This is a genomic window from Sphingobacterium sp. NPDC055346 (assembly GCF_053645235.1).
In genome coordinates this window covers 243,494-262,935 of sequence record NZ_JBSHMI010000003.1, presented here as the reverse complement: position 1 = coordinate 262,935, position 19,442 = coordinate 243,494, and the positions used below count along the sequence as shown (strand labels likewise).

17 protein-coding genes and 1 other RNA gene are annotated in these 19,442 nt (G+C 39.6%); 4 read left to right on the top strand and 14 right to left on the bottom strand.

Annotation, left to right across the window (positions count from 1 at the left end):
- Positions 1-231: 231 nt before the first annotated feature.
- Both ACWICE_RS08070 and rnpB read right to left on the bottom strand, forming a co-directional pair.
- Positions 232-1,611 (bottom strand): sigma-54-dependent transcriptional regulator, encoded by a 1,380-nt coding sequence (locus ACWICE_RS08070; RefSeq protein WP_185213641.1) that lies wholly within the window; start codon positions 1,609-1,611, stop codon positions 232-234.
- Positions 1,612-1,661: 50 nt separating this feature from the next.
- Positions 1,662-2,029: RNase P RNA component class A (gene rnpB, locus ACWICE_RS08065), an RNA gene on the bottom strand.
- 199 nt (positions 2,030-2,228) lie between these two features.
- On the opposite strand from rnpB, the gene ACWICE_RS08060 reads away from it, so the two are divergent.
- On the top strand, positions 2,229-2,648 hold the full coding sequence (locus ACWICE_RS08060; RefSeq protein WP_185217227.1) for a hypothetical protein: 420 nt from the start codon (positions 2,229-2,231) through the stop codon (positions 2,646-2,648).
- Positions 2,649-2,744: 96 nt separating this feature from the next.
- On the opposite strand, the gene ACWICE_RS08055 is transcribed toward ACWICE_RS08060, so the two are convergent.
- From ACWICE_RS08055 to argS, 3 genes are read right to left on the bottom strand one after another with little or no spacing between them, the layout of a single operon-like run.
- A complete protein-coding gene (locus ACWICE_RS08055) occupies positions 2,745-3,941 on the bottom strand; it encodes a BaiN/RdsA family NAD(P)/FAD-dependent oxidoreductase (RefSeq protein ID WP_185213651.1) in 1,197 nt (398 codons plus the stop codon).
- Positions 3,941-5,014 (bottom strand): Gfo/Idh/MocA family oxidoreductase, encoded by a 1,074-nt coding sequence (locus ACWICE_RS08050; protein ID WP_454298048.1) that lies wholly within the window; start codon positions 5,012-5,014, stop codon positions 3,941-3,943. Before ACWICE_RS08050 ends, ACWICE_RS08055 begins: the two co-directional genes overlap by 1 nt.
- 2 nt (positions 5,015-5,016) lie before the next feature.
- Positions 5,017-6,798 carry an arginine--tRNA ligase gene (gene argS / locus ACWICE_RS08045; RefSeq protein WP_454298047.1) on the bottom strand — a complete coding sequence of 594 codons (1,782 nt, stop codon included), beginning with the start codon at positions 6,796-6,798 and terminating at the stop codon, positions 5,017-5,019.
- A gap of 109 nt (positions 6,799-6,907) precedes the next feature.
- On the opposite strand from argS, the gene ACWICE_RS08040 reads away from it, so the two are divergent.
- On the top strand, positions 6,908-8,299 hold the full coding sequence (locus ACWICE_RS08040) for an arginine decarboxylase (RefSeq protein ID WP_185213637.1): 1,392 nt from the start codon (positions 6,908-6,910) through the stop codon (positions 8,297-8,299).
- 81 nt (positions 8,300-8,380) lie between these two features.
- On the opposite strand, the gene ACWICE_RS08035 is transcribed toward ACWICE_RS08040, so the two are convergent.
- Positions 8,381-8,626 carry a hypothetical protein gene (locus ACWICE_RS08035; RefSeq protein ID WP_185213636.1) on the bottom strand — a complete coding sequence of 82 codons (246 nt, stop codon included), beginning with the start codon at positions 8,624-8,626 and terminating at the stop codon, positions 8,381-8,383.
- Between the two features lie 182 nt (positions 8,627-8,808).
- On the opposite strand from ACWICE_RS08035, the gene ACWICE_RS08030 reads away from it, so the two are divergent.
- On the top strand, positions 8,809-9,924 hold the full coding sequence (locus ACWICE_RS08030) for an MBL fold metallo-hydrolase (protein ID WP_454298046.1): 1,116 nt from the start codon (positions 8,809-8,811) through the stop codon (positions 9,922-9,924).
- A 4-nt stretch (positions 9,925-9,928) separates the two neighbouring features.
- On the opposite strand, the gene ACWICE_RS08025 is transcribed toward ACWICE_RS08030, so the two are convergent.
- The 8 genes from ACWICE_RS08025 to ACWICE_RS07990 all read right to left on the bottom strand — a co-directional run bounded on the left by ACWICE_RS08025 (position 9,929) and on the right by ACWICE_RS07990 (position 17,290).
- Complete coding sequence (locus ACWICE_RS08025; RefSeq protein ID WP_185217230.1) at positions 9,929-11,050, bottom strand: ABC transporter permease; 1,122 nt, start codon at positions 11,048-11,050, stop codon at positions 9,929-9,931.
- Positions 11,047-12,153, bottom strand: a complete 1,107-nt coding sequence (locus ACWICE_RS08020; protein WP_454298045.1) for an ABC transporter permease — start codon at positions 12,151-12,153, stop codon at positions 11,047-11,049. The genes ACWICE_RS08025 and ACWICE_RS08020 overlap by 4 nt, the downstream gene beginning before the upstream one ends.
- Positions 12,154-12,900: an ABC transporter ATP-binding protein gene (locus tag ACWICE_RS08015; protein WP_254528331.1), complete on the bottom strand. Its 747-nt coding sequence runs from the start codon at positions 12,898-12,900 to the stop codon at positions 12,154-12,156.
- Between the two features lies 1 nt (position 12,901).
- A complete protein-coding gene (locus ACWICE_RS08010) occupies positions 12,902-13,810 on the bottom strand; it encodes an ABC transporter ATP-binding protein (protein ID WP_454298044.1) in 909 nt (302 codons plus the stop codon).
- A 7-nt stretch (positions 13,811-13,817) separates the two neighbouring features.
- Complete coding sequence (locus tag ACWICE_RS08005) at positions 13,818-14,720, bottom strand: HlyD family secretion protein (protein ID WP_254528327.1); 903 nt, start codon at positions 14,718-14,720, stop codon at positions 13,818-13,820.
- Positions 14,721-14,725: 5 nt separating this feature from the next.
- Positions 14,726-16,021: a TolC family protein gene (locus ACWICE_RS08000; protein ID WP_454298043.1), complete on the bottom strand. Its 1,296-nt coding sequence runs from the start codon at positions 16,019-16,021 to the stop codon at positions 14,726-14,728.
- Between the two features lie 54 nt (positions 16,022-16,075).
- On the bottom strand, positions 16,076-16,702 hold the full coding sequence (locus ACWICE_RS07995; RefSeq protein WP_185213629.1) for a TetR/AcrR family transcriptional regulator: 627 nt from the start codon (positions 16,700-16,702) through the stop codon (positions 16,076-16,078).
- Between the two features lie 117 nt (positions 16,703-16,819).
- A complete protein-coding gene (locus ACWICE_RS07990) occupies positions 16,820-17,290 on the bottom strand; it encodes a hypothetical protein (RefSeq protein ID WP_185217235.1) in 471 nt (156 codons plus the stop codon).
- Between the two features lie 116 nt (positions 17,291-17,406).
- Here ACWICE_RS07990 and ACWICE_RS07985 point away from each other — a divergent pair, with 116 nt between their 5' ends.
- The gene (locus ACWICE_RS07985) at positions 17,407-19,434 is read left to right on the top strand and encodes a M3 family metallopeptidase (protein ID WP_454298042.1); all 2,028 of its coding nucleotides are present in this window, start codon (positions 17,407-17,409) and stop codon (positions 19,432-19,434) included.
- Positions 19,435-19,442: the final 8 nt, after the last annotated feature.

Genomic DNA, 19,442 nt, shown 5'->3' with positions numbered 1-19,442 from the left:
TTTGTTTGCACAGGACAACACCAACGCTAGCACGAGTGAGGGATCTGCATTACCGTATTTAATAATCGGAATTATAGTTTTGACCGTTGCTATATATATGTTATATAGTCGACAAAAACGGAAATTCAACGATTAACAACGTATTAAAATATACGTATAATAAAAAAAGGCCTGATTAGATCAGGCCTTTTTCGTTGTATTGTGTTTGTATAATATTTCAAGATATTAAGCTTAGTCTCTTTTCAGTCCGAATTTTTCGATCTTACTGTACAGGTGACTTCTTTGTATATCAAGGTCATCAGCTGTCTTGGAGACATTCCAATTGTTTCTTTCCAATTTGTATTTAATGAATTCGCATTCAGAGAAGTCTTTAAAGTCTTGGAAAGAGGTAAATTGCTCCATATCAAATCCATTGCTCGTATGGTTTCCGGCAAGGCTATTTGCAGTGATCGGACCGCCTGGGTTGGCAAATTTCAATACATCTTCTTCGGTGATTTTCTTATCACACAAGATGATCAAGCGTTCGATCATGTTCCTTAGCTCACGGATGTTACCGCTCCAAGGCAAAGATTGAAGGGCTTTCATGGCATCTGGTGTAAAAGCTTTGACAGGCATGCTATACTCTGCACACACTTCTTCGCAGAAGGCATTGGCTAAAGTTGGGATATCATCCTTACGTTCGGCCAAAGAAGGCACATGGATCAAGATAACACTAAGACGGTGGTACAAGTCCATACGGAAGTTGCCCTCTTCAATCTCTTTCAAAAGATCTTTGTTGGTTGCAGCAATCACACGCACGTTGACATCGATTTCTTTTTCGCCACCTACCCTAGTAATTTTATTTTCCTGTAATGCCCTCAATACCTTTGCTTGAGCAGAAAGGCTCATATCACCGATCTCATCCAAGAAAAGGGTACCATTGTTAGCTTGTTCGAATTTTCCGATTCGCTGTTTTACCGCTGAGGTAAAGGATCCTTTTTCATGGCCGAACAATTCAGATTCGATCAATTCAGAAGGGATTGCGGCACAGTTAACTTCGACCAAGGTTGAGCTAGAGCGAGAGGATTTCTCGTGCAGCCAACGCGCGACCAATTCTTTTCCGGCACCATTGGCCCCAGTGATCAATACGCGGGCTTCTGTTGGGGCAACTTTGTCAATGGTATCTTTGATCAAATTGATACCCGAGGAGTCACCAAGGATTTCTTTAGTTTTGGAGATTTTACGCTTAAGGACTTTTGTTTCCTTGACCAAGGAGCCTTTTTCCAGGGCATTCCTTACGGTTATCAATAACCTGTTGAGGTCAAGAGGTTTTTCCAGGAAGTCGAAAGCACCTTTACGAGCAGCTTCAACAGCTGTTTCGATGGTACCATGACCTGAGATCATGATGAACGGGATGTCGGAAAATTCTTTAGCAGCGGTCAGTACTTCCATACCGTCCATTTTGTTCATCTTGATATCACATAATACCAAGTCGATTTTTTCTTTCTGCAAGATCTTCAGACCGTCCTCACCGTTGTCGACATCGAGGACTTTGTAGTCTTCATATTCCAAGATATCACGTAACGAGCTACGGATTGGGCGCTCATCATCTATAATTAAAATTGTTGTCATAACTTAACACACTTGTTTATAGGCAATAGAAAATGTACAATAATTAAAAAAAAGAAGCAAACCTTGTAAGCCGGGTTCTGTATTCTAAAATAAGAATTTCTATCATTTATCTAGGTCTGCATTCACACACAGACTCCATCAACCTACCCATTGCAAGTGCCCGAAGGCAGAAAACGAGCCGCTTCCTGATCTTGCAACCTATTTGGTCTTTCAACATACGAGGTTTACCGAGATGTATGTCGCCATACAAATCCGTGAGCTCTTACCTCACGTTTTCACCCTTACCCCGAGGGGCGGTATATTTTCTGTGGCACTTGCTGTCTGATAAAAAATCAGCCTTCCCGTTAGGAAGCGTATCGCCCTATGTTGCCCGGACTTTCCTCTCCATGTAACATGCAGCGATAGAACCAGTTTGCTTCAATGTGCAAAACTACGAAAAATTCAATGGAATAAGGCTAAACATACATTTTTGATAGAATTGAAAAATAATTAACAAGAAAAGTAAATATTTTTCATTTCGCCTGTAGCGAGCTAAATTTTATTGTCGTTATATGATAAAACATAAGTCGACAAGATGTTCTTTTTAATTATTTATTAAACATTATTTATAACTTAACATGAAAACTACTACATTTTTAAGGACATTATTAGCTGTTACAGCAATGGCAGGCGCATTGACAACTATTTCTTGCACGAAAAAGGAGGATCCAAAACCAACAAAGAAAAAGACCAAGATAGTAAATGTGGTCTACAGAATTAACTCTCAGGTAAAAGATTTGAAGTTAAAATCTTTAGTGGTAACTGGATACAAAGGTCAAGATTCAACTATCGCAGTTAAAGACACAGACAAACTTCCAAGAGAAATCAGATTGAGAAGACCGGCTCCAGCTAAGAACGCTGCATTGAAAATCAAAACTACAGTAGACAAACCAGGAAAAGTGAACCTAGAAATTTTGGTTGACAACAAATCAGTAAAAAAAATAGAGGCTAACATTACTGACATTAAAAAAGAAGGTCTTTTAGAGCACAAGTTTTAATCATATAAACCCAAGAACAAGAAACTACTTTTTCCAAAATAATTACCAAGGCTGTACCTAAAAGTTACAGCCTTTTTTATTGTCAGCAAGTTTCTCTTAAATATCTTGTGCGATAGCAAAGCCAGCGGCCCATGCCCATTGGAAATTGTAACCACCTAACCAACCGGTGACATCCACTGCTTCCCCTCCAAAATAAAGCCCTTCCTGCTTTTTACTTTCCAAGGTTCTTGGGCTCAATTCATCAGTGGCTATCCCTCCTCGCATAACCTCAGCCTTATCATAACCCTTATCTCCGGCAGGTTTAACTTTAAACTTATGGATGCTCTCTGATACCAATTTGGCATCAGCCTTACTCAGGGAGGCTATTTTTAGCTGAATAGGCAGGAACTCCCCTAAGGCATCTACCATCTTTTTAGTAAAATGGTCGTTCAATAACTGCCCAATAGTCCTTTTTCCAGCATTGTTTCTTTCTTCCTTGATCAGGTTTTCCAAATTGAATTTCGGCAAGAGATCAATGGTAAACTGTTCTCCAGGTTTCCAATAGGAAGAAATCTGTAGGATTGCTGGACCACTTAGTCCCCAATGGGTAAAGAGTATATTTTCTTCAAAGGAGATTTTATCGTTATAGACTCTGGAGAACACGGAATTTCCCGCAAGCGAGGCATACCAATTTGCATCTTTACCAGTAATCGTCAAAGGGACCAAAGCAGGTGCAGTCTCTACTATCCTATGGTCAAACTTACGCGCCAGCTTGATGGCAAAATCGGATGCCCCTAATTTGGCAACAGGTAAACCTCCGGTAGTTAAAACGACTTTAGGTGCAGATATTTTAGCTTTTTTACCGTTTTTCTCATAGCTGATTTCGAATCCGGCATCTGTTTTCTGCACATCAGTCACTAAGGTATCTAACCAGATATCCTGCCCTGTATCATACATCAACTTGGTAAATACAGCGACAATATCCTTGGCTTTATTCGAGACTGGAAATAATTGACCTAAGGTCTTTTCATGGCCTTCAATATTCCCAAATTGTTCAAAGAAGGTAATGGTATCTTCCACCGTCCATTGGGAAAACACAGCATTAAGGAATTTCGGATTTTCTGAAACGAAATTATCTGTTGAGGTATATAGGTTTGTAAAGTTACATCGACCACCACCAGAGATCAGGATCTTGGCACCAGGTTTTTCATTGCGTTCAATCAACAAAGTCCTTTTTCCCAGCAATCCTGCCTGTACTGCGCACATCAGTCCGCAGGCACCAGCTCCAATGATTATCGCGTCATAATCTTTCATTAGGAAATCAGCTCTCCTTCCAAAGAAATGGTTCTTTGTTCCGCCCAAGATTTTTCTGCGAGCTCCAATATGCGAATGACATCGCGCGCTTGCTCAGGTTTGATAAACAAGTCTTCCTCACCTTTGATGGTAGCGACAATATTCTTATAGAAATCTTGTCCTGACCCATATTCGCTTTCAATTTTCTCTTCCACATCTTTTCCATTTTCCAGAATGGAAAGGGTACCCTGAAAAGCTGGATCTTCCATACCCCAGTCTTGGATTTTTGCGGGAACCGCTCCATCACGCAATAAAGCTTCCTGAGCATCTACGCCCCATTTCACAAAACAGCCGTTCATACCATAGACCGCATATCTGGCAGTAGAGATCTTAGCTAGCATCTGTCCTTTAAGGGACACCTTAATTCCTGGAAATGACAGGATAAATTCGAAATCATCAATAGCCTTGGCCCCATCGCGCTGAACACGGAGGTCAGCGAAAATGGATTCTGGTTTTCCAAAGACCTGCAATGCTTGATCGATCAAATGAGCACCTAGGTCATAGTGTATTCCTGACCCCGGAAGGTTCTCCTCACGCCAAGCTCCAGCTCTCAAGAAGTTCCTGAAACGGTCGTAACGCGCTTCATAATTCACTACCCGACCCAATCTTCCAGATTCAATTACTTTTTTAACGGTTTTGAAGTCTGAATGATAACGTGCATTGTGATGTACGGAAAGTAGAAGTCCCTTTTCTTTTGCCAATGCAATCAATTCATCAGCTTCAGAACTATAATTAGTAAATGGTTTTTCAACGATCACATGCTTACCTGCTTCAAGAGCAGCTTTCGCTAAACTGTAATGCACATCATTGGATGTAGCGATCGCAACGATATCCACTTCAGGATCATTGATGATATCATCTGCCGACAATACTCCGATAGCATTGGGATAGCGCTCGGCCAACATTTTCTGTTGTTCCGGTTTGCGTGCGGTGACTTTGTATAATTCTAGATCAGGGTTGCCATCAATAAATGGGGCATGAAAAACATGCCCCCCTATTGAAAATCCGATTAATCCGACTTTAAGATTTTTCATAGTTACATTCTTTCCGGTACTTGGATCCCTAGCATGTTCATGCTTTCCGCAATAATCCTTGCTGCCGAAGCAGACATTTGCAGACGGAAACCTTTGACATTTTCGTCTTCAGCTTTAAGGATCGTTTCCTCGTGATAAAATTTATTATAAAGTTTTGCTAGATCATAAGCATAGTTAGCCAATTGCGCAGGACTGAATTCTTGCGCAGAAGCTTCGATGATAGCAGGATAATTTGCCAATGCCTGGATCAAGTCGCGCTCATAAGTTGAAATGGATGCAGGTGTTTTCACATCGGTGCCAGTATATTCCGCTTTGCGAAGCACTGATTTAATCCTTGCATGGGTATATTGTACAAATGGGCCGGTATGACCTTGGAAATCCACGGATTCATTTGGATCAAAAAGCAAGCGTTTTTTAGGGTCTACCTTTAACAAGAAATATTTAAGGGCCCCCATACCGATGGTTTGGTAAAGCGAAGTTTTTTCTTCTTCATTAAAGCCTTCGGTCTTACCTAATTCCTCTGTTCTTTCCTTGGCCGTTTCTATCATTTCAGCCATTAGATCATCGGCATCTACGACTGTTCCTTCTCTGGATTTCATCTTGCCGGAAGGAAGGTCCACCATGCCATAGGATAAATGGTAAAGGCCATTTGCCCATTCCTTGCCTAGTTTTTTCAAGATGGCGAACAACACCTTGAAATGGTAATCTTGCTCATTTCCTACAACATAGATGGATTCATCCATGTTGAATTCATCATATTTCAATTGCGCAGTACCTAAGTCCTGAGTGATATATACCGAAGTACCATCACCTCTAAGCACCAGCTTTTGGTCAAGGCCTTCATCGGTTAGATCGATCCAAACAGAGTTGTCTTCTTTTTTGAAGAAAACACCTTTTTCAAGACCTTCTTGTATGATGTCTTTACCTAACAGGTAAGTTTCAGATTCATAATAGAATTTATCGAAATCTACACCCAGCTGTTTGTAGGTTTTATCAAATCCAGCATATACCCAGCCATTCATGGTTTTCCAAAGGTTGATGACCTCTGCATCGTTTGCCTCCCATTTTTGGAGCATCACTTGTGCTTCTTTCATCAATGGAGCATTCTTTTTAGCTTCATCTTCGGTTTGGCCATCTTGTTTCAGCTGGTCAATTTCCTTTTTGTATTCTTTATCGAATACCACATAATATTTACCCACTAAATGGTCGCCCTTTAAACCAGCGGATTCAGGTGTTTCACCGTTACCGAACTTTTGCCAAGCAAGCATGGATTTACAGATATGTATCCCTCGGTCATTGACTAAGTTGGCTTTTATCACCTCATAACCGTAAGCTTTAAGGATTTCAGCCACGGAATAGCCCAATAAGTTGTTACGAATGTGACCTAGGTGCAAAGGTTTGTTGGTATTTGGGGAAGAATATTCCACCATCAGTTTTTTACCGTTTTGAGGGTATTTTCCGAATGAATCAGGGAGGATGGTTTTGTTCAACAGTTCTATCCAGTATTCATCAGAGAAACTGAGGTTCAAGAAACCTTTGATCACATTGAAGTCGCTGATCTCTTGAATGTTTTCTTTTAGATAAGTACCTATTTCATTTCCAGTAACTTCCGGAGATTTTTTAGAAAATCGGGTAACCGGAAATACAACTAAAGTGATTTGACCTTCAAACTCTTTTCTAGTCTCTTGTAATGCGAGTTGAGAAGCAGGGATTTCCGCTCCATACAATGCATTTACCGCTTCAACTGTCTTCTCAATAAGCAGCTCTTGGATTGATTTTGCCATGTAAATATTTCGTAATATTCGTAACTTTCTGATAATGAATTTAAAAAATAACGCATTGATTATTTAGGTATTCATCGTGAAAGCATATCTTTGCCAAAAATAATAAAAAATGCAGAGCTATCAGGAATTTCTTGACTTAAGTGTTGGTTTTCCGCAAGACGGATTCGATATCATCGATGACGAATTGTACTTCCACGATTTGAATTTGATGGAAATGATAGAAACGTACGGTACTCCCCTACGTTTTACCTATTTACCCATTATCAGCAAAAAGATACAACAAGCGAAGATCTTATTTCAAACAGCCATGTTGAAATATAATTATCGCGGATCATATAAATACTGTTATTGTACTAAATCATCGCATTTCAAACACATCGTTGAAGAGGCATTGAAGAATGACATCCATTTGGAGACCTCTTCGGCTTTTGATATGCCAATGATTGATGCGCTGGAGAGACAAGGAAAAGTCACCAAGGACATTACAGTAATTTGTAATGGTTTTAAAACCTACCAGTACAAACAATATATCGTCGATATGTTGCATGATGGATACCACAATATCATTCCAGTTTTGGACAATAAAGAGGAATTCAACATGTATGATGATGAAGTTGAGCTTTCTGAACCTTGCAACTTAGGTATCCGTATTGCAGCGGAAGAACAGCCAGATTCACAATTCTATACTTCCAGATTAGGGATCCGTATGGAAGACGTTATCGACTTCTACAACAGCAAGATCGTAGATAACCCGCACTTTAAAGTGAAGTTATTACACTTCTTTATCAATTCGGGTATTTCTGACACACCATATTACTGGAATGAGTTGGAGAAATATGTGACCCTTTACTGTAAGTTCAAAAAGATCAATCCTGATCTGGATACCTTGGATATTGGTGGAGGTATGCCATTTAAAGACTCATTGGTTCATGATTTCGATTATGAATACATGGTCAATGAAATTGTAAACCGCATCAAGCAGATCTGTGCGCACCATGAGGTGGTAGAACCAGATATCATTACAGAATTTGGTAAATACACCGTTGCGGAGGCTTCAGGTATCCTTTATAAGGTATTGGGCAGAAAACAACAGAACGACCGTGAGAAATGGTTGATGTTGGATGGTTCGTTTATCACCAATCTTCCTGATGTTTGGGCTTTGAACCAGAAGTATATTTTGTTACCGATCAACAATTGGGATTCAGAATATGAGCGTGTTAACCTTGGTGGTATCACCTGTGATGGCCAAGATTACTATAACCAGGAAGCACATATGAACTCCGTATTTATGCCGAAAACAAGAAAAGTACAATACCTTGGATTCTTCCATACGGGAGCTTATCAAGAAGTATTGAGCGGTTACGGAGGTATCCACCACTGTTTACTGCCATCACCAAAGCATGTTTTAATCCGCAGAAATAGAGATGAGACATTTAACTATGAGGTGTTTGGCGAAGAGCAAAACTCAAAACAAGTCATGAAATTATTGGGTTACCAATAAGCAAGAAGACTTTGAAATAAAAAAAGCAAGTTAACATACATTAACTTGCTTTTTTGTTTTATCGCTAAAACATGCTCCCTTTCATCCATCCAGCAACATTAGCCCACTGATCTCTTTTCGTAACGGTCGAGGCAATTGCATAAATACCTCAGGTTTTAAATTTAGTTTTAGGTTTTTTGAGCCTGCAATTGGTAAGACCCAAAACAAATTTTGAAATCCCCCGCCTAACCACTTTCCATCATTAGCGAGGTACTCTTGATACTTCTTGTCCAAATCATTAATTGTTTTAAAAAACGACTGGATCGAAGAATCTTCAATTAAATACATGACTTACTGTTTATGTTAAAGAAATAATGTAAAATTATAAATGATATTTAACTATTCGTTAAATATTTTATTATTTATTGATTAACTTTTACATAATTATTGATATTAAGACTAGGATACTTTAACTAATTCATTTATTGCAATCAGATTACAGATAATACTGTAAATTGTGCCGCATTAACATGAAAAAAATATTTAAGATACTTATGTATATCATTCTTGCCTTAGTCTTGATCATCGCTGTGGCAGTATATTTATTGAGCCGGTCGGATCAAATGGGCGCTTTGGCTTCTGCGGATCGATTGAAAAGAATGGAGCATACCGCCACCTTTAAAGATGGGGTATATGACAATCTAGAAAAAACACCAGCAATCAAGGAAGGTGTAAGCCAAGTCGCTGTATTCAAGTCTTTTTTCTTTGAAAAGGATAAAAGGAATATTCCTTCAAAACCATTACCGGTAGAGATTACTGATTTAAAAAATATCCCCTTGGACCAGAATGTCTACGTGTGGTTTGGTCATTCCTCCTATTACATGCAATTGGATGGAAAAAGAATATTAGTGGATCCCGTATTGAATGGGAATGCTTCACCGATTCCATGCAGCGTGAAAGCATTCAAAATGACCCATAAATACAAGGCGGAGGATTTTCCTGAAATCGATATCCTTATCCTTACCCATGATCACTACGACCATTTGGATTATCCTTCCATATTGCAACTGAAAAGCAAGGTCAAGGATGTCGTGACAAGTTTAGGTGTTGGAGCCCATTTTGAAAAATGGGGCTATCCTACTGAACGGATCCATGAGTTATATTGGGGTGAAAAGTTAACACTAGACAGCTTGCAATTCACTGCTGCGCCAGCAAGACACTTTTCAGGCCGTTGGTTAAAGAGAAATACCAGCTTATGGTCTTCTTTTGTCGTTCAATCCGATTCGTTGAAGATATTTGTAGGTGGAGATTCTGGCTATGGCAAACATTTTAAGGAAATTGGTGAGCAATATGGTCCTTTTGATGTTGCAATCCTTGAAAATGGACAATACAATGAATTATGGAAATACATCCACCTAATGCCTGAGGAAGCTGTTACAGCTGCCCAGGATTTACTGGCGAAAAGAATCATTCCTGTTCATAATTCTAAATTCCCACTTGCCAACCATGCTTGGGATGATCCTATGATCCGAATTAGCAAAGAAGCTAAAAATAAAAATGTTCCCATTTGGACTCCAAAAATGGGACAGCTTATTTACTTAGATAAAGATAATGACACCAAAGAATGGTGGATAGGGGTTGAATAAACCCCTATGATGTTTTTCTATAGTTCCAAATGGCAAGGCCATTCAGCAAAATGGCAAATCCTATAATGATCAAGAAATGATGCTGGATATCCTGAAAGTCACTTCCCTTTAATACAATCATACGGACCACTTCAATGAAGTATGTTACAGGGATCATTTTCGTCACCACATAAGCCCATTGAGGCATGCTGTCAATGGAAGTGAACAGGCCGCTCATCATCATAAAAATCATGATGAAAAAGAATGCGACCGACATCGCCTGTTGCTGGGTTTCGGAGATCGTAGAAATCAACAATCCTAAACCTAAAATCGCAATAAGGTAAATGGACAGGTATCCATACAACCAAAACATATTGCCTACTGGCACTAATCCATATATAAATCTGCCGACCACAAATAACCCAACCGTAAAGACAAACATTCCGATGATCCAAAATGGAATCAGCTTACCGAGGATGAATTGATATTTCTTGATTGGGGTTACATTGATCTGTTCAATGGTTCCAACTTCTTTTTCCTTTACGATATTCAGGGCGCACATATACGAACAGACCATGGTCACTAAAGCGACCAGAATCCCTGGTACCATAAACTTATTGTAAATCAGATAGGGATTGAACCAATTGGAAGAGGTGACATCTATCAGTGAATTGGCAGAAACTCCATTTTGATTGACCCATTTGGTCCGGATATCTTCATTGAAATCCATTATGATCCTACTGAGATAGCTTGATCCCAATCCAGCTTTTACTCCGTTGATGGCATTAGCGGCAATAAACAGCTCTGCAGACTTCTCTTTTATCAGATCTTTTTCAAAGTTTGTCGGAATTTCAAGTATTAAATCCGCCTTTTCACTTTCGATCTGCTTCAGCGATTCTTTAAAGGATTGCCCATAATCGGTCAACCTAAAATATCCAGAGGCTGTCATCTTAGCAATCAATTGCTGTGAAGCCGGAGAATGGTCATGGTCTACGATAGAAACATTGATGTTTTTCACCTCGTAATCCGCTGCAAAAGGTAGAATGATCAATTGCATGATAGGTGCAACAAATATCAAAGGGAGCAACGCTTTATTTCTAAAGATCTGCTTAAACTCTTTTCTCAACAAAAACAACAATGATCTCATTCTAACCTTGTTTTAAAATTTTTCAAACTTAATACCAAAAGGATAACTGTCATCCCTATCAAAATCAAGGTTTCCTTCCATATGGCAGCAATCCCAAGACCTTTCAGCATAATGGATTTTACGATGATATAATACCACTTTGATGGAACCAAATTGGATATCAGCTGCAATGGCATGGGCATGTTTTCGATAGGAAACATAAAACCGGTAAACAACAGGATCGGCAGCATCATCCCCATCATGGAGATCAGCATTGCTGCCTGTTGGGAGTTCGTCAAATTGGAAATCAAAAGCCCTACTGACAAGGCACAGATGATCAACAGCGCACTCTCAGCGACCAACAAAATAAGACTTCCATGAATTGGCATGCCCATGAGCGTCACGGCCATGATCAGGATAACTGCCAAGTTGATCAATGACAACATAAAATATGGCAGTGCCTTAGAAACTATTACCAGAAATGGATTAAAAGGCGAAACCAGCAAGATCTCCATATTGCCCATTTCTTTTTCCTTCACGATAGAAACAGCTGTCATCAGCACACAGATCAACATAAGCACCAATGCCATAATACCCGGAACAAAGTTCATCGCTCCTTTTAGCTCGGGATTGTAGAGCATCCTCAATTCGATGTTGATGGAATAAGGCATTTCCTGTCCCTGCATCAGATCCATCTGATAATCCATGATGACAGCATTTGCATAGTTCTGAAGGGTACTGGCCGTATTCGGGTCAGAACCATCCGAGATCACCTGGATTTGGGCTTTTTTCAGGTGCATTAAATCCTCATTAAACTTTGCTGGGAACACCACAGCAAGCTTAATATTTTCCTTTTGAAAGGAGTCCTCAATATCTTTATAGCTCATCAAGGATTTCGTGACTTGGAAATTCCGATTGGCTTCAAACTTTCTCGTTATTTCCTGAGTGGCTATATCTTGGGAATAGTCACAGATCACGATTTTTGCATTCTTAACCTCGTTGGTCAGGGCGAATCCGAACAATACGATCTGCACGATCGGTAATCCAAACAACATCAGTAAAGTCTTTCTATCCCTGAACACATGGTAGAATTCCTTACGAACAAAGGACATAAACTGTTTCATCTAATCTCCCTTCCTTTTAGCGGCGCGAGCCAGTTCATAAAACACGTCATCCATGGTTTCCGCTTTATATGTTCTTTTAAGGTTTAGGGGGCTATCCAAAGCTTTTATCTCTCCATCCACCATCATCGAAATCCGGTTACAGTATTCCGCTTCGTCCATATAGTGGGTAGTGACAAAAATGGTTATCCCACGTGCTGCAGCAGCATATATCAGGTCCCAAAACTGCCTTCGGGTAACGGGATCCACTCCCCCGGTCGGTTCATCCAAGAAAACAATCTTTGGATCGTGGATGACAGCAACGGAGAAGGCCAACTTTTGCTTCCATCCTAAGGGCAAGGAGGCTACCAATTTCTTGGCTTCATTTTCCAGACCTAAGGTCCTTAACAGTTCGGTCCGTTTATCTTTCAGCTGCTTGTAATTGAGGCCATAGATACCTCCGAAAAAATCAATGTTTTCATTAACCGTCAAGTCCTCATAGAGCGAAAACTTCTGGCTCATGTAGCCTATATTTTTCTTGATTTCCTCCGTCTGTTTATAGATATCGAAACCAGCAATATTGGCATTTCCAGAACTTGGTTTTGAAAGACCGCAGAGCATTTTCATGGCGGTGGTTTTGCCTGCACCGTTGGCACCCAAGAAACCAAAGATTTCACCTTTATAGACCTCAAAACTGATGGAGTTGGTCGCAATGAAATCGCCAAATTTCTTAGTGAGCTTATCAGTCTTTATTACAACTTCGTCTGTCATGTTAGTTCATTAGGTTAATGAAACAATCCTCAATATTGGGTTTGATTATCTTGATATCCAATCCCAGATGGTTTTGGTTTCCAAGTGATTTCAGCAGCATTTCTTCTGCATGATCGCTATCTTCTTTAAAACTGATATGATGGTACTCACCAAAGGCATTGCAGGTTTTGATATTGGGATTATTTCTGAGATCAACCAATAGTTTGCCCATATTATTAGCTTTGATGGCATACAAAGGATCTGGATACTGCTTTATGATTTCATCTGGAGACTCAACGCTTAGAATCTTGCCATTTTGTATCAAGGCAATACGCTCGCAAAGGGTAGCCTCGTCCATGTATGGGGTTGAAACCAAGATCGTAATCCCTTGATCTTTTAGTCTAGCCAACATGTCCCAAAACTCTTTCCTCGACACCACATCAACTCCTGTTGTCGGTTCATCTAAGAATAAAACCTCGGGCTTATGGATCAGGGCGCAGCACAAGGCTAGTTTTTGTTTCATTCCCCCGGACAATTTGCCTGCCCGTCTATCCTTGAATGGTTCGATCTGCACATAAATATCCTTGATCAGATCATAGTTTTCTTCAACCGTAGTTCCAAAAACTGACGCGAAGAAATTAAGGTTCTCCTCAATGGTTAGGTCTTGGTACAGTGAAAATTTACCGGGCATATAGCCAACTAGCTTCCTGATCTGTTTATAGTCTTTGACAACATCTAAACCTGCTACACTTGCAGTACCTACTGTAGGCAACAGAAGGGTAGTCAAAATCCTGAAAATACTTGTCTTTCCTGCTCCGTCCGGACCAATTAGACCAAATAGCTCACCCTTTTTCACAGAAATATCCACATGATCCACAGCGGTGAGTGCACCTTTATTGTAGGTTTTTACCAGATCAACTACTTGCACCATATCCATATCAGATAAACTTTATTTCAGCATACATGCCAATCTTATACCTTCCATCATTCTTTACCTTGACTTTGATCGCATAGACCTGATTAGCCCTTTCGTCTTTGGTCTGTATAGTCTTCGGAGTAAACTCTGCTTTACTGTTAATCCAAGTGATGATCCCCTCAGAAGTATGGTATCCACCGTTTCCATCATCAGTCAACACCTGAACCTTTTGGTTCAACTTGACATTTGGAAGCTGATTGCCGGTAATATATGCCCTCAATATCATGCTGGACAGGTCGGCAATCTTATAGAGTGGTTTTCCCATGCCTGCAGATTCGTTCACTTCGGCATATTTAGTCAAGACCGTCCCCTGGACAGGATTTACGATTTTAGATTTCTTTAATTGATCTTCCAATTGATAGATCTGCACTTCCAAAGGCACGACTTCCTTCCCTATACTTTGATTTGAAATCGAAAGGCTGGATTGTTGGGCTTCTAACTGTCTATTGAGCAATTTTATCTGCGCATTGATATCATCTAACTGCTTAGGGGTCGCTGCGTCACCAGCGATCAGGTTTTGGGTCCTAATTCTCTCCCTTTCTAAGTGCTGGATTTGTTCTTTAATGGCAGATAGCTGGACAGGTATATTCGGTTTCCTACTTAATCCAGCACCAACCTGAGCCTCTAATTGGCGTTTCTTTAGATAGGTCTGCACCGTATCTATATAGCCAATTTGTTGCCCCACAGCTAACTGGTCCCCTTCTTCTAGATTAAACTCTTTGATGGTCCCATTCGCCTCAGCAGAAATTATGGTCTCTATTGCCTCAAAACTCCCTGAGGCATCGAAGGTATCTTTATCATTTTTACAGGATCCCAAAGCCAGTATTCCAGTACTTAGGAACAAATATATTTTCAGTCTTTTCATTATGATTAGTTTTCTGCTTTTCCAGATGTTGTTTGTAAGTTATATTGAGCCATTAAGAGTTGAACTTCATGCAAGGCGAGGTTCTGTTTTGCCTGTTCCACCACATTCACCGAAATAAGGTAATCGTTGCTGCTGGCAGTGCCATAATTCAACTGGTTCAATGTAGAATTCTTTACTTGCTCCCGAAGGTCGATTATCTCTTGATCGGTTTTCAGCAATTCTTGAAACTTAGACAGTTCTGTTTGCTGTTGCGAAAGGCTCATTTTTGTATTGAATAGGAAAGTTTCCTCTTGCACCTCCAATATCCGTTGGTTGTTCTTTATGATATTCTTTTCATTTTTCTGGGTATAGAAACTGTTCAGGTTCCAAGCCAAACGCAATCCGGCAATATAAAAGCCTTGCGTTTCGGGATTCAGCATATTCAATGCCGGCTGCCCAACACCACCTTGAACAAATAGGCTAAATTGTGGCAAAGACTTATTATCAATCAATTTATTCTGAACATCAAGAGATTTCCTTTGTAAAGAAAATAAGGTCTGTTCCGGCCTATGGATTTCATTATTCCATTGCAAGGCAGCTGGAGTCTGTAATTTGGTGTCAGGACCTAGCTTTTCTCCAATCATTACACCTAGAACTTCCAGATAAGCTTTCTTGTTGAAATCCAATTCTGTAATTCTTTGCTCAGCTTTCAATTTTTCCGCCTTCAGATTACTAGCAGAACTCCTAAGCGCAACACCATTGGCAACCGCAGTTTCCATTTTTTCAATGCCGCTCTGTAGGTCTTGGACACTCAGATTAATCTGTTCTTTTTGTCTATCCAAAAGCAATACGGCAAAATAAAGGTTATTGATCCTTTCTTTCAGCTTGTACATTTCCACCTCAACTTTTTGGTTTTCGATGGCAGAACTGGCATTTAGGTTTTCCTTTTGGTCCTTGAGATTCAAAAGACCAGTCAAGGATTGAGTCAGCTCAGCATAAACCTTATATTGACTCTTGCTTATGCTTGGGATATCCATATTGGGAAGCTTAATAGGCATCGATGTCACATCAGATTGATGTGTTGCCTGACCGGCCACAGACAACTGTGGCATGACAGCCTTTTGAGCATTATCCAAGGAAAACTCATTCGTCCTTGATATGAGACCTTGTTGCTTGATTAGTGGGTAATTGGAGCGAGCTAAAGTGTAGCAATCCTCCAAACTCAGTTTCCCTATCTCACTTTGCGCAATAGCGAAGCTATTCCCTATTCCCATAAAAAGAATAAAACTTAAAACTTTCGTAAAGATATTTACCTTAATCATATATTTTAATATATTGATTTAAACAATTGACCAATTTAAAGACAAAAAAATAGACTATGCTTTAAACATAGCCTGCACCCAAATGGGAATCAACTTCTTACGTTCTTCCATCAAGGCAAAAAATTCATTGTTGTTGAGCCCCGTTCCGTTCATGATCATAGGTTGAGCAATAAAAGGAAACAGGACCATACCCAAAACGTTCATAATAAATTGAATAGGACTAACCTCCTTCAGGGTTCCATTCTTTATTTCCTCATCCAATTGTTGGACAAAGAATGATTCTCCTAAGATTTCACGGACAGGAATTTTCTCGAGAATATTATTGACATTGGATCGGATCTCACTCACAATAAATCCAGGAATCTCGGGTTTATCCTTTATCGAATCGATATAATGCTCAGCAATGGCACTGACTTTCTCCAATAAGGTAGACTCATGGTCATTTAATACCAAGACCAAGCCTTTCATAAACTCACCTAGTGTTTCCAGCATAATGAGTTCGAAAAGCTTTTCCTTACTTCTGAAATAATAATTTAAAAGGGATAGGTTGATTCCTGCTTCATCAGCAATATCTCTGGTCCTAGTCGCTGCATATCCTTTCTTATGAAATACAATGCGCGCTGCTTCTTTTATTTTGTCTTCGGTTGATGTATCTAATTCCTTCTCTTCCTTCTTATTCATCTTTTGGCTTTTCACTTGAGATTGCCCAAAGGTAAGAACATTTAAGAGAATTAAACAAATATTTTAATCAAATGATCAAACTTTTTAAAGAAAATGAACTAAACACCCAATGGAAGCTTATTTTTTATGTAAAATCATCCCATGATCAAACCTCAAACTGTCCATATTTTTGAAAACAAACTTCGAATCGATCTCTTCCACATCGCCAAAGCCTTCAATCAACCCTTCTGGAACAATTCCAAAAACTGTCTCCCTAACAGAGTTTACCCCTTCTGACATAAAACTATATTCACCCACCAATAAAGAATCCTTGATTACTCCTCGGAATTCTCCATGGTTCTTGTCTTTTTCTTGAAAATTATAGCTTAATGGGCCAATAAGGGAGTCGTTTTGACTTTTTAGATCCAATAAAATCGTATCTCCATTTTCATCAAACACATATTTTCCGGCCAATTCTGAAGCGGTCCATTCATCTGCCACAGCATCATTTTCTTTGTTGTCTTTAGCCTCCTGTCCAGAATTATTACAAGCACTCATACTTAATACCAAAACCGGGACAACAAATAATGACTTAGCAATATTTCTCATGTTTATCTTTTTTTATTGTTATAACGTATAATGATACGTAATGTTTCCGTAAAATCTTGATAAATCTATATTCCAGACCCATTTCCAGTAGATTTATATTTGTAACTTTATATACTATGAATATTCTTACAAAGTCTTTCGAGACGAATTATAATACAGCTCCCTTTTCCCAAATCAAAAACGAAGATTACGTTCCAGCCTTTCAGGAAGCAATAGCTGAAACTAAAGGGGAAATTGAACAGATTGCAACAAACTCTCAAGCAGCAACCTTTGAAAATACGATCGAGGCACTATCCTTCTCTGGAATGCAATTAGATCGGATTTCCAATATATTTTTCAATCTCCATTCTGCAGAAACGAATGATGAATTAGAAAAGATTGCTGTACAGGTAGCTCCCATGTTGGCAGAATTAAGCTCCGACATCACCTTGAACTATGAGTTATTCCTAAAGATCAAGGAGGTATATGATCAAAAAGACAACCTAAATCTTAGCCCTGAACAAGAAACTTTATTGACCAAAAACTATAGAGATTTCGTTCGCAATGGCGCCTTGCTAGCGGACGAAAAGAAAAAAGAACTCAGGGAAATCGACCAGGAAATGTCGGTATTGAAATTAAACTTCGCAGAACATGTATTGGCGGATACCAATGCCTATCAATTACATATCTTGAAAAAAGAGGAGCTTCATGGCCTTCCTGATTCTGTGATCGAGGCAGCACATGAACTCGCAAAAGAAGAAGGCAAAGAAGGCTGGATTTTCACCTTAGACTATCCTAGCTACATCCCATTTATGACCTATGCCAACAACCGCGAATTGCGAAAAGAATTGGCAATCGCTGCTGGTAAAAAAGGCTTTCAGGACAATGCAAACAACAATGAAGAAATAATCCTAAAAATTGCCAAACTGAGACATCAACGGGCTAAATTATTAGGTTATGATTCCCACGCACACTTCAAATTAGAAGAACGTATGGCTCAAAACCCCAATACCGTTACTTCATTTTTGAATGACCTCCTTGCAAAAGGCAAACCAGCAGCATTAAAAGAATTTGCCGAATTGAGCCAATATGCAAAAGAAAAGGATGGTTTAGACCATTTAGAAAAATGGGATGGCAGTTATTATTCAGAAAAACTGAAACAAGAACGTTTCAATCTGCATGATGAAAAGTTAAGGCCATATTTCAAATTAGACAATGTCTTAAATGGTGTATTTGAAATTGCCCACCGTCTCTATGGCTTGAATTTTAAGGAAATCCAGAATATAGACAAATATCATCCAGAAGTACAGACCTATGAGGTAAGTACAGATGAGGGTGATTTAGTCGCGGTTTTCTATGCAGACTTCTTCCCCCGTAAGGGCAAGAGGAATGGCGCATGGATGACCTCCTACAAATCGCAATATATTAAAGATGATCACAATGAGAGACCTCATGTTTCGATCGTCTGCAACTTTACTCGACCTACTTCAAGTAAGCCCTCTTTATTAACATTCAACGAGGTTACCACCCTGTTCCATGAATTTGGCCATGCCTTACATGGCATGTTGGCAGACACGACCTATCCTACCCTTTCTGGAACTTCCGTTTTTTGGGACTTCGTCGAACTTCCAAGTCAAATTATGGAAAACTGGTGCTATGAAGAGGAAGCTTTAAAACTTTTTGCCAAGCATTATGAAACTGGCGAAACCATTCCCATGGAATACATCCAAAAAATCAAAGATTCTGCTTCCTTCTTGGAAGGGCTGGCAACGGTCAGACAGTTGAGCTTCGGCCTTTTAGATATGGGTTGGCATGGACAGGACCCAAGTGCTATCAGCAAGGTGAAAGATTTTGAAACTCAACAGTTCGCGGAAACAGCGATCTATCCCGATGTCAAGGAGAATGTCATGTCAACATCTTTCTCCCATATCTTTGATGGCGGTTACTCTTCAGGATATTACTCCTATAAATGGGCAGAGGTCCTGGATGCAGATGCTTTCGATTATTTCCAACAGGAAGGTATCTTCAATCGGGAGGTTGCAAAAAAATTCAAGGACAATATTCTTTCAAAAGGCGGTACGGAACATCCAATGAAACTCTATAAACAGTTCCGTGGAAAAGAACCTTCCGTTGACCCTCTATTGAAACGTGCTGGATTGATCTAATCCATCTC